Below are 13,830 nucleotides of genomic sequence, written 5' to 3'. Positions count from 1 at the left end.
CCGTAACGTAGCGCGCTTTACGGCGACCTAACAACAGAACTGTTTATGAAGAAAACCCATCTGGCCGTTGCCCTTAGTTTGTTGACCCTGGCAACGGCCTGCCGCAATGAACAAAAACAAGCTGAAACCACGACAACTTCTACCAGCGCGTCAGCCCCTGAGTCGACTCCTCCGCCGGCTCCCGACTGGGCCAGAAACGCTACCATATACGAAGTAAATACCCGTCAGTTCTCTCCCGAAGGCAATTTCAAAGCCGTTGAAGCCCAGCTCCCCCGCCTGAAAGAACTGGGTGTCGATATTATCTGGCTCATGCCCATCTACCCGATCAGCCAGAAAAATAAAAAAGGCACGCTGGGTAGCCCCTACGCCGTTGCCGACTACAAGGCCGTTAACCCCGCCTACGGAACCCTCGCCGATTTCAAAGCCCTGGTCAACCGGGCTCACGCGCTCGGCCTGCGGGTCATCCTGGACTGGGTACCGAACCATACCGGCTGGGACCATGTCTGGACCCAGCAGCATCCGGACTGGTACACGCAGGTCAACGGAAAAATGATTGCACCTATCGATCCGAAAACGAAAAAACCGACCGACTGGACCGATGTCGTTGACCTCAACTACGACAACCCGGACATGCGCCGGGGTATGATCGAAGCCATGCAGTACTGGATCAAGGAATGTGATATTGACGGGTACCGCTGCGATGTGGCCGGTTTTGTACCGAACGACTTCTGGGCCGAGCTTCGCCCCCAGCTGGATAAAATCAAGCCCGTTTTCATGCTGGCCGAATGGGAAGATGAACCGGATCACTTCAAGAGTTGCTTCAACATGAATTACGGCTGGAGCATGCATACCATGATGAAGGCAGTGGCCAAAGGCGCGCGTACGGCCGACAAGATCGATTCGCTGCGGCTGGCCAACCAGAAACGGTTTCCGGCCTGGTATTACCAGATGCTGTTCACCCAGAACCACGACGAGAACAGCTGGAACGGAACCCTGGCCGAGTCGTTCGGTCCCGCGGCCAATGCGTTCATCGTTCTTAGCAGCACGCTGGAAGGGATGCCACTGGTCTACAACGGCATGGAGTCGAACCTGAATAAGCGGCTGGCTTTTTTTGAGAAAGACTCAATACCCTGGGGCAACTACAGCAAGAGTGATTTTATCAAGGCGCTGCTTACACTTAAACACCGGAATACGGCCCTGTGGAACGGACCAGCCGGTGGGAAACTGGTAAAAATCCAGACCGATCACGACGATAAGGTCTATGCCTTTTACCGCCAGCGGGACAACGATCGGGTGGTGGTGCTGCTCAACCTGAGCAACCAGCCACAGGAAGTACGCCTTAACGGGTCGGGATTCGAAGGCACCTACACCGAAGTCTTTCAGCATCAGCCCGTAACGCTGCAACCCGCCATGAGTGTTGCCATGAAACCCTGGGAGTATCGGGTAATGACTAATTAAGTTTGCTATTTTTGAGTATTGGCTGACGTATGGTACGGAACGACACCCTGAAACTGGCCCTGCCAACGGCGGTTCGGGGGTTGCCGATCAGCTGTTTTTATTCAATATAGACTTCACATGTGTACGCAGCGTCTTCTGACCCTGATTGGTGGTTTGCTAAGCCTTACCCTGGCGGGTTCGGCACAAACCGCCAGCCGGGGCACGCTACAATGGGCCAGCCGCGTGGTAGGTGTTTCGTCAGAAAAGAAAAGCGAAACGACCGGCGACCAGTTTAAGGCATCACAGGCGCTGGGGCGTCCTAACAAACCGCTGCAACTGGGAGCCACCCCCTGCGCCTGGGCTCCGTTCTATCCAGATGGAACCACCGACGAGTGGGTGCAGGTTGGGTTCGACAAACCCATCCGCGCCCGCCAGATCGTCGTTGCCGAGAATATCAATCCTGGCGCCGTGGTTCGGGTCATTGTGCTGGATGAAAACAAACAGGAACATGTGGTGTACCAGAATGCGGGAAACCAGCCGCGTCAGGACCCGCTGCTGCGTATCTTCCCGACTAACCCTACCTATGTGTGTCATCAGATCAAAGTGGTCATCAACGGGGCGGCCCTGAAAGGCATGAACCAGATCGATGCCATCGGCATTTCAGAAGATACCAGCCCCGTTACCGTTGGCATCAATGTGTCGGCCAATACGCCTAAGGAAATTCAGAAAGAAAACCTCGGTAAAACCGTCAACTCGCCGGGGCAGGAAGTAGCTCCTGTGATCTCACCCGATGGGCGTACGCTGTATTTTACGCGGGGGTTGAACAAAGCCAACATCGGGGGAGCGGAGCATCAGGACGTCTGGTACTCAACACTCGCGTCGGCCAGTGGTGGCAATCCCGCCAGCTGGAACGAGGCTATTAACATGGGCTCCCCGATCAATAACGCGGGCGACAATGCCATCAGCGGCATGGCTCCCGACGGGCGAACAGCCTACCTCATCAATGTATACCAGCCCAACGGTTCTATGTCGTTCGGCATCTCCAGGTCAATCCGGACCAAGGCAGGCTGGTCGCAACCGGTTGAGTGTAAAATCGCCAACAACTACAATCTGCACGAAGATAACCAGCTGGAGTTCTGCGTCTCGCCCGACGGGCAGGCCATCATTCTGGCCGTACAGCGGAAGGACACTCGTGGCAACCGGGACCTATATGTGTCGCTGCAACTACCCGACAAGACCTGGGCAGAGCCCGTCTCGCTGGGTGGCGTCGTCAATACCGCCGATGCGGAGAGTTCGCCTTTTCTGGCCGCCGATGGGCGTACACTCTATTTCACGTCTATGGGGCACCCCGGTTTCGGCAATGGCGACATCTTCGTATCGCGCCGGCTCGATGACTCATGGGGCAACTGGAGCGAACCCGAAAATCTGGGTCCAGCTATCAACACGCCCGAATGGGACGGCTATTTCACCATTCCGGCCTCGGGCGATTTTGCCTACCTGAGCTCGCGGGCGGGCTCTATGGGCGAAGACGATATCTTCCGGCTCAAGCTCTACCCGGCCATCAAACCCGACCCCGTGGCCATTGTATCGGGACAGGTGCTCGACGCCCAAAGCAAAAAGCCCGTTGCGTCGGAGGTCATCTCGGGCATTTTCAACGAAAACAAGGCCGTCAGCAAGGTAGATTACAACCCGGAGACCGGTGAGTACAAGCTCATTCTGCCCACCCAGAAAACTTATAACCTGACCGCCAGCCGCGAAGGCTATTTCCCCACGACCGAAACCCTGGATTTGAGCAAAGACAAACGGTTCCGCGACATTCGGCGCAACCTGTACCTGGTTAAGATCGAGCCGGGCCAGAAAATTATCATGCGCGATGTGCTGTTTCAGCAGAGTGAGTTTGCGCTCCTGCCGGGCGCCAGCGTGGAGCTGGACCGAGTGGTAGCCATGCTGGAAAAATACCCCGCCATGGAGCTGCTCGTTGAAGGGCATACCGATAACCAGGGCGAATGGGAACCCAATATGAAGCTGTCGCAGGACCGCGTTCGGGTGGTGAAAGAATACCTGACGGGCAAGGGCATTGTCGAAAGCCGGATTCAAACCAAAGCCTGGGGACCCAGCAAACCGATTGCCAGTAACGAGACCGAAGAAAAGCGGAAACAGAACCGGCGGGTAGAATTCACCATCCTTAAATTGTAAAAGCGATAGGTACGGACTTACTTTTGCGCTAATATGCTGCAATCACCCGCTACTAACCGCACAATGAACGAATCCCGTTCGGGTTTACTTGCTTCGCTCAGTCGGTCACAATGGACCATTTATCTGATTCTGCTCCTGGCGCTGGGCCTTCGGCTGTATAAGTCCAGTGTACACGGTCTTTACCTCGACGAGAAGTTCACGCTGGTCAACACCCAGGGCGTTTCGCTGGAAGGCGCCAACCAGCGCGATGTGTTCCATACACCCGGTAAAGTGTATTTTACCCCCCAGGAGTTCTGGAAGCCTAAACAGCTCAACGATTACATCCGGGCTATCATTCAGACCGATATTGGTAACAGTGCCTCTCACTACGCGCTGCTCTGGGCCTGGATCGAAGTGTTTGGTCTAAGCGATCTGTCGATCCGGATGCCGTCTATCATTTTCAGTACCCTGATCGTTGGTTTACTGTTTCTCCTGGTCAGACGTTACCTGAAATCCCAGCCGCTGGCCCTGATTGTAGCTGCGCTGGCGGCTGTAGAGCCATTTTTCATCGCCTACAGTCATATGGCCCGTAACTACTGCATGACCATTTTTCTGTGTCTGCTGGGCACCTGGCTGTTTTTACGTATTCTCGACAAACGCGCGGAGGGCAGGCAGCCCATCGGCTTGTATATAGGCTATGGCCTGTCGTTTGCGCTGGCGACGCTGGGCCACTACCTGGCCTTCACCGTCTTTCTTTGCCACGGCATCTATCTGCTGCTCTTCAACCGGGATCTGAAGACCTACATCGGCTTTGGGCTGAGTACGGTGGGCGGGGCTGTCGGCCTGATTTTACCCTGGTTCGTATATGGGGGAGGTAAGTACACCCTCTTTACGCTGGCGTACCAGGCCAAGCTATACGGCGGGCTGGCCCTGACGAACCCGTACAATAACGGATTCGGAATCATTTTACCGGCTACGCTGGCCAATATTGTGAAAAAGTCGATACCGGTCTGGGCCGATCTGTTCATGATCTCGAACGGCCTTTCGGCCGAGACGCTGGCGTTCCGCAACCTGGTCATCGCCGTTGGTTTTGGCCTGATTGCTCTGCTGGTGGTCGTTCGATTCGGTCAGAAAAATCAGCCACCCGCCTGGGTGAAAGTCGCGGTGCCGATACTGCTGGTTGCCGGTATGGCCCTGTACACGATCCAGTCGGCCCGGCTGGTGGTGGCGGCTGCCCTACCCCTGCTCTATTACCTGCTTTACCAGGCCTTTGTGGCCCATAACGACCGGTCCGAACGGCGTTTCCTGTATCTGATGGTTCTCTGTAGCACCATTCCGACGCTGGTTCTGATCGCCTTTGCTGTTCGAAACGGACATACCTACGGCATCACCCAGCGCTACTCGGGCTTTTCGTTCCCCTATGCGCTGACCCTGGTAGGGCTTATTATCCAGCAGCTGTTCCGGCAGCCCGCCTACCTACGGCTGACGCTGGGGGCGATCCTGCTCGTACAGGCTTATTTCATCGGCGATCTGCTGTACCGGATCTACGAGGATCAGGCGCCCAAATACACCTACTACGGTCGTTACCGGATCGAAAACCCGTACAACACAGCCGCCCAGCGAATCATCAGCCAGTATGCGCCTGGCGATACGGTGCTGTATCCCTCGGCGCGTACCAACCCCCGCGATGAAATCGAAAAGACGTATACGACGCACTCGATCATCGACGCCCAGTATACGAACCTGTATCTGCCCAAAGACGCTACGTACTATCAGCGGATGGATACAACCCAGACCGACCGGATCATCCTGATCAAAGGAAAAACCGGCCAGCGCATTACGATCTACGATTTCGAAGGCACCAAGTATCGCTACTAGCGTCTGGCTTCGAACCGACCGCACAACCAGTACCGGGCCGACGCTGACGGCCAGTCCACCAAAATCAATACGGCATGATTTCCCGCTCGCAACCCACTTACGCTCCCCCGTCGCGCTCAACACGAACCGCAGCCGGAGGAGAGGCTGCACTGGGCTGGGTACTGCTGGCCGTGCCGCTGCTGGTTTTTGGCTGGATATGGCAGCAGTATGCCATCAATATACCCAAGTGGGACGACCACGCGTTGCGGGCGTTTCTGTTCAACACCGATCAGGAAACAACCCTCTCCGGAAAGCTTTACCAGCTCTTCAGGCAGCATAACGAGCACCGGATTGTCTATGACCGTATGGTTACCCTGCTCGACTACTGGCTGACTGGCAAGCTCAACTACGTGCATCTGATGGCCATTGGCAACCTCAGTCTGGTTGGCTTGCTGGCCGTCTTTTGCGCCGTTCTGGGTCGCAGCGCCGGAGCTGCCAGCCGCAACACTGGCCTCTACGCCGTGCCAGTAGCACTGGTGCTCTTCAACCTGTCGCAGTGGGAAAATATGTACTGGGGCATGGCTGCTCTCCAGAATTTCTCGGTTGTCCTGTGGGTGCTGGCTGCTTTCTACTGGCTGGCCTACACGGACCGGTGGGGGCTGGCTGTTGGAGCCGCTGTACTCGCAACCCTTACCAGCGGCAATGGCCTGCTCGTCTGGCCAATTGGATTTGCGCTACTCCTGCTCCGCAGCGCCGAAGTGCAGGCAGGGACCAGCCGAACATCGTATCGGCCCCTGCTGGGCTGGACCTGCTGTGCGCTGCTGGTCATAGGCCTATATTTCGTTGGCTTCGAGAAGCCGGGTGGAGCACATGCCATCCGGCCGGGCGTTACTGACCTGATCAAAGGCTGGTTTGCCGTGATCGGTGCTGCCGGGGAGGCTTTACCCATCGGGAGGCCGCTGACAAACAGTACAGCACTGGGCGGGCTTATGGCCGTACTGACGCTGGGTATAGTAGGAACGGGTCTGTTTATGAACCAGCGCAGCCTTGGCCGGGTGTGGCAGCAGGTCAGACACCCCAATCGGGCGGGCGGCCTGGCCACGATGCCGGCCATTGCTTTGTTTTTCTGGGGGAGCGCGGCCTTCCTGCTGGGTACGGCGGCTGTGGTAGCTTACGCCCGGACTGGCTTCGGTGCGGATCTGCTCATCACCAGCCGCTACAAAATTTACTCGCTTACCTTGCTGGCCCTGCTGTACAGCTATGCCGTGGCCAACCTTCCCGGTCGGTTGGGTCAGTGGGTCGGGCTGGCCGGCGGAGCAGGCGGTCTGGTCCTGGCTTGGCTGTCGTATTTTTCGTTCCTCGACGAGACGATCTGGTGGCGGCACTGGCTCACGACTAACCAGTTCAACTGGCACTATACGACCCGTCGGCCCGTTGCTCAGCTCGATGCCGTAACGGCCCGCTACACCGACCCCGCGCCTGCTTTTTACGACACCGCCCTGCCCGTTATATTCGGCGCGAGTCGGCCGGGTAATCTGAAGATGACGGTTCAACCCAATCCAGCCGGGTTCACGATACTGGAAACAGAGCTCCCCCCCCAGGGCCTGCGCGATGCGGGAGCTTATGTGCTGGCCCGGTCTGATCAACGCCGGTATCTCTTTCCTGTCTGGCAGAACAAACGGTCGGCAGGCGGGGCCCGTCTGCTGCCGGACCGGCAGTTTACCACCGGCTTTCGGGCCGACGTGCTGATGGCCGAACTGGCTGCCGGCACGTATCAGCTAAGCATGCTGGTTGTTCCGGACGGCCCGGCAACACCTTATCTCATCAACACTGGCCAAACCGTTACGTCAGCGGGACAACCCGCCGATACAACCGAAAAAAACTGGTAGATTCAATTATCACTGTATGCAGTCCAATCAAACCCTGACCCCATCCGCTACCCGCCCGACTCTGAACCATCTGCTCCAGCTGGATGGAGTCCGGTTTATCGCCGTAGCGCTGGTTCTGTTCGATCACTGGATGGCAGGCCGGGTTGAGCTACCGCTGGGCGCGCTGGGCGTCACGATCTTCTTTGTGCTGAGTGGTTTTCTGATCACGCGGATTCTGCTCTCCAGCAAAGACAAGCTGAGTGATCAGCCCGGACGAGGATTTTCCAAGTACATGAAGGTCTTCTACATTCGCCGAACGCTGCGCATTTTTCCGGTCTATTACATCACGCTGTTTGTGCTGTATCTGGTCAACGAGCCCCCCGTCCGGCGTACCTTCGCCTGGCTGGCCCTCTATGCGACCAACCTCTATATGGCCTACTTCTCGACCTGGATGGGCACCGTCGATCACCTGTGGTCGCTGGCCGTTGAAGAGCAGGTTTATCTGTTCTTTCCGCTGCTGCTGTTCGTCGTACCCCGCCGGTGGGTGCCGCTAACGGCTACGCTGATGATTATCGGGGCGGTCTGCCTACGTTATGTCATCTTTCGCGCCCGTATGCCGTGGTTTATCGGATACGTAACCATGCCAGCCTGCCTGGATTCGTTTGGGCTGGGCGCTATTATGGCATTCTGGTGGCTCTATCAGCGCGAGCGTTTTAACCAGGTTTTCCGGTCTTCGGGCTGGGTCTGGGCCAGTGTCGGGTTGTTCATCATCGTACTGGTAGCCACCAAGCTGCTCCCCGCCATTCCGGACCCGCGCGGCTGGACTGGCCACCACAACATCATGTCCGATGTCTGGGAGCGGCTGGCGGCTTCGCTGGTTGGTTTTTTCCTGATTGGTCGGGCAGTGATGGGCTTCACCAACCCCATCATGAAATGGCTGCTCGAAAACCCCGTAAGTCAGTATCTCGGCCGGATCAGCTATGGCCTGTACCTCTTCCATAACTTTGTTTTCAACGTCTACCACACTCAGCCAACCCATTTTTCGCTCCGGGCCTGGCGCCGGCTTACAGACATTGCCCCTGTTCTGGATAGTACCTATGTGTTTCAGTTTTCGTTTTTCCTGCTGCTGACAGTAGGGCTGGCCACCGTTTCGTGGTATTTGATCGAAAAACCGATCAATAACCTGAAAGATCGTTTTTCCTATTGAGCACCCGGATGAGTCCACTCGATAATCTACTAGACGGTTCGTCAGACTCCCGGCAACAATTTCTTATATTTGCGATGTTTAGGATGTATGTAGTGACTCTTCATCACTATACACCGTTCAGTATACATTCATCACTATATACCCCTGCATGAGTCTCCTCTTGTCAATAGTAATGCCGGCCTACAACGAAGAAGAAGTCATCGAAGTTGTTGTCCGGCAATGGACAGACATGCTGGCCCGTCGATTCCCTACCGAGAACACGCGCCTGATTGTTGTTAATGACGGCTCCCGAGATAACACTGGGGCTATTCTGGACCAGATCAAAGAACGTTACCCTAAACTGATGGTCGTTCATCAGGCCAACGGCGGTCATGGTAATGCCGTGGTAAACGGGTACCGGCAAGCCGTTGCGCTCGATTCCGAATACGTTTTTCAGACCGACAGTGATGATCAGTTCGTCACCGAAGACTTTGAAAAACTATGGGCCCGGCGGAACGACTCACCGTTTATTCTTGGATACCGCGAAGAACGTTACGATGCGTTTGCGCGGCTGATCATCACCCGGATTCTGCGATTCAGTATCGCTTTTATCTACGGAACCTACATTATGGATAGCAATATACCGTTCCGTCTGATTCGGGGTTCGTTCCTGCGTCGACTGCTGGCTCAGCTGCCAACGCCAACGCCCTTCGCCCCCAACATTTTCCTGGCCGTTATGGCCAAGAAAGCCGGGTACAACACCTTCGATATTCCCATTACCCACAAAGAGCGGCAAACCGGTACAGTGTCGATTCTGAAGTGGAAGCTGCTGAAAGTTTGTATGCAGAGTTTTAAAGAACTGGCGCAGTTCCGGTTCGACCTGGGCAGTAAAGTTAAAGCCCTCAAATCACCAGAGCCAGTAGCCGCCTGAAACCAAGCTTACCTTATCCGGTAGTCCCGGTCGTTGGCGTGTCCTTACGGGGCCGTTGCGCCCGGACCACTGGATTGAGTTGGCCAACAACGTCATCATGAACTACAAATATGTCATTATCGGTTCGGGCCCTACTGGTCTGGGAGCCGCGTATCGCCTGAAAGAACTGGGCATCACCGACTTTATTGTCCTGGAAAAAGAAAACCGAATCGGGGGTCTGTCGAAAAGCTTTGTCGATGAACAGGGCTTTACCTGGGATGTGGGTGGCCACGTTCAGTTTTCCCACTATAAGTACTTCGACGACCTGATGCTCAAAGCACTGGGCGAAGATGGCTGGCTCAGTCACCAGCGCGAATCGTGGGTCTGGATCGAGAACCGGTTTGTTCCCTACCCGTTCCAGAACAACATCAAATACCTGTCGCCCGAAACGATGTGGAAATGCCTGGAAGGGATTATCCACAACTACAAATTCCCGAACAATCAGAAGCCGGCCAACTTCCGCGAGTGGATTCTGGCTACGTTCGGACAGGGGCTGGCCGACACCTTCATGTTCCCCTATAACTTCAAAGTGTGGGCCTACCCACCGGAAGATATGAACGCGGTTTGGGTGGGCGAGCGCGTAGCTGTTACCGATCTGCAGCGGGTTACGAAAAACATCATCTTCAATCAGGATGATTTTTCGTGGGGGCCCAACAGCACCTTCAAATTTCCGAAACAAGGCGGTACGGGTGGTATCTGGGAAGCCGTGGGCGACCTGGTTGGCCGCGAATACGTGAAGCTGAACTGCACGGTTGAGAAAGTAATTGGCCCCGAAAAGAAAATCGTGCTGGCCGATGGCTCTACCATTCAGTACGAACACCTGATGAGCACCATGCCGCTCGACCTCTTTACCCAGCGGGTCGAAGGGCTGGACCCGGAAACGGTACAAACCGCCCAGGGTCTGAAACACTCGTCGACCAACGTGGTGGGTATCGGCCTGAAAGGTAAACCGAAGCCAAGCCTCGAAACGATGTGCTGGATGTATTTCCCGGAAGCCAACAGCCCGTATTACCGGGTAACGGTATTCTCGAACTACAGCCCCAACAACGTACCCGATATCAACCAGCACTGGTCGCTGATGACCGAGACCAGCGAATCGTCGGCGAAACCCGTCAATCGCGAAACGTTGATCGATGATACCATCCGCGCCCTGGTTGAAGATCAGCTGATCGAGTCGGCCGACGATGTTATTTCGACTTTCCACATGGCGTTCGATTACGGCTACCCGACCCCTTCGGTCGAGCGCGACGGGATTCTGAAAGCTGTTTTGCCGAAACTGGAACCGTTCGGTATTTATTCGCGGGGCCGTTTTGGCGCCTGGAAATACGAGGTCAGCAACCAGGATCACTCGCTGATGCAGGGGGTCGAATGGGCCAACCGCGTTGCTGCCAACGTGCCGGAGCTGACCCTGCCGTTCCCCGAAACCGCCAACGCGATGTGGGGTAAATAAACCCGAATGAGTACACCGACGGGGCCACCCGGCCGTTGTGAGTGCGGAAAGTCGTAAGTAGTATGCCTACTTTGGCGATCTTTATCACTTATAACGACCAGCTGGCCCCGTCTCGTTTTTGCGTATCTCTATTTATTCTATGAACCGTAACGTCTGGTTAGGTATTGGTGTAGTGGTGCTGCTGATCGGTGGCTGGCTCGGCTACCGTCATTACCGGGCCAACGACCGCAGTATTGATGCGTTCATCCCACCGGGCGCGCTGATGATGCTGGCCAGTGATCGCCTGCAGGATACGGTGTCGGCCCAGGCTTTACGGAATGAGATCGCCCTGCGGCAGCTACCCGTTTTTGACGAAGCCCGTCAGCGACTCGACCGGTTCCTATACGCTACCGCCGACACGGCCACGGTGTTGCGGTTTATCTCGGGTAGGAACGTCCGGTATTCCCTGCATACCGTATCCAGAACAACCCTCGACTATATCTTCTATATCCCCCTGACAGAAAATGATCAGTCGTTTCTGCAGCGACTCACCAACCCCGATCCCCGCCAGTACCGGGTTCTTAACCACACGTTCTCGGGGGAGAAAATATTTGACCTAGTCTCGCGGGCGAATGAGCCGGTCGGTTCGTTTATCCTGACCGACGACTTTCTGGTTGGCAGCGTCTCCGGCATCCTGGTCGAGAACGTAGCGCGGCAGATGCATCGTCCGCTCAAACTGGCCGCAAACGGTTCGATTATCCGGGTTGAAGGGAAAGTCGATGCCGACCATCCCGCCGGGGTCAGCGTTCGGCCGGAGGTGCTGCAGGGCCTGTTCAGCGATGTAAGTTCGCTGGTCCGGCTTTTCCTGCCCGAGTCGTTAACCTTACAGTTTCGGCCATCGGCGTCACGGACCCACCTAATCGGGTCCGCCGTCGATGAGATCGGCGCCCGGCGTGATGTAGCAGCCCTTTTCCAGGACCAGACGCCCCAGCGCATTGCCCGGCCCGACCTGATTCCACAGACAACGGCCAGCCTGTACCATATCGGTATCAGCGATGCCGCGCGCTTTGGCCGATCTCTGAGCCAGCTGCTGGGGTCGGCTTCCAGCGACTTCCTGCGCGACCGCTTCGATCAGATTCAACCAGATACCAAACCGTTTTATCAGGCGCTGGACCGGGATGTGCTTCTCTGCCGCATGGAGTCGGCCACAGGCACACAGCGGCAGGTGCTCATTTTACCCGGTCGGGATGGCAAACAACTCGTCAGCGCGTATCAACGCATTGCCTACCGCGCCGGTGCTACCGCCCCCGCTCCCCTGCGAAGCTTTCTGGGCCACAAAACGCTGTTGCTGAACGTTCCCGAGCTACCTGCGTCTTTATTCAGCAGCCTGTTTACCGGCTTTCCGCAAAGCTGGATCACCCAACACGGCTCGGCCCTCATTGTGGCCAACAGCGAAGAAGCCCTGCAGGATTATCTACAGCAGGTCCAACGAAAAGCGGTCTGGTCGGCCGACGATCGTCAGGCCGAATTTCTGAACGGCACCCTGCGTCCGGCCAATTTTACCGCCTTCGTTCGACTCAACCGGGCCCATACGACCGTACCGACAACCTGGCCGTTAGCCTGGCAAAATCTCCTCGACCAGCCTGACCCCGCCACGGGTAGCCCCGCCCTGGCCAACCTGGAGAACATGGCTTACCAGGCCAGCTACGGCAATGAAAATATTCAGTCGACGGTAATTCTCGGTCGCACGACCCGCCGGGCCAGCCGGGCCGTTCTGAACAAGCTGCTGCTCCGTAAACGTACCGAGCTGGCCGCTCCGCTCGTGGCGGCTCCTTTTACAACAGGTAGCCTGAGTGATGGAACGGCCCCGTTCTACGCCCAGCAGGCCGATGCGCAGCTGAGCCTGATCACCCCCAACAGCGATGGGACCATACAGAGCAGCACCGACGGGCCGATTCGCAGCAACGCACTGGCCGTTGATTTTCTGGATAATGGGTGGTTGCAGTACCTGTTTATGACCGACCGGACGCTGTACATCGCCGACCCTGGCCAAAAGCCGAGCAGTACGGGTGCCGTATCGCTCCAGCAGATACCACTCCCCGCTGGTCTTGATCCAACTTATCTGGTACGCCCCCGGGGTAGCCAGCAACGCAGCATCGTTGCGCTCGCTACTCATCCGAACGGGCAGGTCTACGGGCTGGATCGTCAGCGAAAAGCCTTTGTTAAACTCATGAGTGCTCCCCGGAAGGGGCCGTTGCTGCTGCCGTTCCAGATTATAGTTACCCCTAGTGGTATGGATATTCTGGCCACACAGGCCGACGGTACGCTTAACTACTGGCACGAAAACGGTACACAGCACCCTCATTTTCCGGTTAAGGTTGAGCGGCAGACCGAAGACGAACCCGACGTGCGCTTTGCCGGTCCCGCTCTGATTCCGCCTGGTCAGTCGACGTTACAGACCATCACCGACGAAGGTCAGCTGCTGACCCTGCTCACCAATGGTACCGTAACCAAACGAACGCAATTGTACCGGCCCGTCCGCAGCGGCTCGTTCCGGCTGCTTCCCGACGAAGAACAGACAAACTGGCTGGTGCTGCGCTCAACCGATACCGAGGTGGCCATACTGGACCAGAAAGGTGAGCGTCGGTTCGAGATCCGGGCGCTTCAGTCGGGTCGTAACCGCATTCGGTACCACCGGCTGGGCGCGGGGGTCGAGCTTGTCAGTATCAAGTCGGGCAGTTTCACCACCTTATACGATCTCAACGGACGCATTGTGGGTGATCGACCTATCCCAAGCGATTTTCCGGTAGTTTTGCAGTTCGATGAGAGATCGAATGAGTTATACGTCCTGAGCAGCGTTCAGCGCGTCGTCAACCTTTATTCGATCCGGGTCCGATAATTTATTTCT

General features: G+C 56.4%; 8 protein-coding genes. All 8 read left to right on the top strand.

Annotated elements, in window-relative coordinates; genetic code table 11:
• Positions 1 to 45 precede the first annotated feature (45 nt).
• The 8 genes from FBR45_RS13200 (at position 46) to FBR45_RS13165 (ending at position 13,821) form a co-directional block, all read left to right on the top strand.
• Positions 46 to 1,458 (top strand): alpha-amylase family glycosyl hydrolase, encoded by a 1,413-nt coding sequence (locus tag FBR45_RS13200; RefSeq protein WP_138503024.1) that lies wholly within the window; start codon positions 46 to 48, stop codon positions 1,456 to 1,458.
• Between the two features lie 117 nt (positions 1,459 to 1,575).
• Positions 1,576 to 3,633 carry an OmpA family protein gene (locus tag FBR45_RS13195; RefSeq protein WP_138503022.1) on the top strand — a complete coding sequence of 686 codons (2,058 nt, stop codon included), beginning with the start codon at positions 1,576 to 1,578 and terminating at the stop codon, positions 3,631 to 3,633.
• A 63-nt stretch (positions 3,634 to 3,696) separates the two neighbouring features.
• Entirely contained in the window at positions 3,697 to 5,490 is a 1,794-nt protein-coding gene (locus FBR45_RS13190) for a glycosyltransferase family 39 protein (RefSeq protein ID WP_246082224.1), read from the top strand.
• A gap of 74 nt (positions 5,491 to 5,564) precedes the next feature.
• Complete coding sequence (locus tag FBR45_RS13185) at positions 5,565 to 7,358, top strand: hypothetical protein (RefSeq protein WP_246082223.1); 1,794 nt, start codon at positions 5,565 to 5,567, stop codon at positions 7,356 to 7,358.
• A gap of 16 nt (positions 7,359 to 7,374) precedes the next feature.
• Positions 7,375 to 8,544, top strand: a complete 1,170-nt coding sequence (locus tag FBR45_RS13180) for an acyltransferase family protein (RefSeq protein ID WP_138503018.1) — start codon at positions 7,375 to 7,377, stop codon at positions 8,542 to 8,544.
• Between the two features lie 148 nt (positions 8,545 to 8,692).
• Positions 8,693 to 9,454: a glycosyltransferase family 2 protein gene (locus tag FBR45_RS13175; protein WP_138503017.1), complete on the top strand. Its 762-nt coding sequence runs from the start codon at positions 8,693 to 8,695 to the stop codon at positions 9,452 to 9,454.
• Positions 9,455 to 9,551: 97 nt separating this feature from the next.
• A complete protein-coding gene (locus FBR45_RS13170) occupies positions 9,552 to 10,943 on the top strand; it encodes a protoporphyrinogen/coproporphyrinogen oxidase (RefSeq protein ID WP_138503015.1) in 1,392 nt (463 codons plus the stop codon).
• A 139-nt stretch (positions 10,944 to 11,082) separates the two neighbouring features.
• Positions 11,083 to 13,821 (top strand): hypothetical protein, encoded by a 2,739-nt coding sequence (locus FBR45_RS13165; RefSeq protein WP_138503013.1) that lies wholly within the window; start codon positions 11,083 to 11,085, stop codon positions 13,819 to 13,821.
• The last annotated feature ends 9 nt before the right edge of the window (positions 13,822 to 13,830 follow it).

Origin of the sequence: Spirosoma lacussanchae (genome assembly GCF_005870035.1) — a bacterium.
Classification (GTDB): domain Bacteria; phylum Bacteroidota; class Bacteroidia; order Cytophagales; family Spirosomataceae; genus Spirosoma; species Spirosoma lacussanchae.
This window is presented reverse-complemented; position numbering and strand designations above follow the sequence as displayed.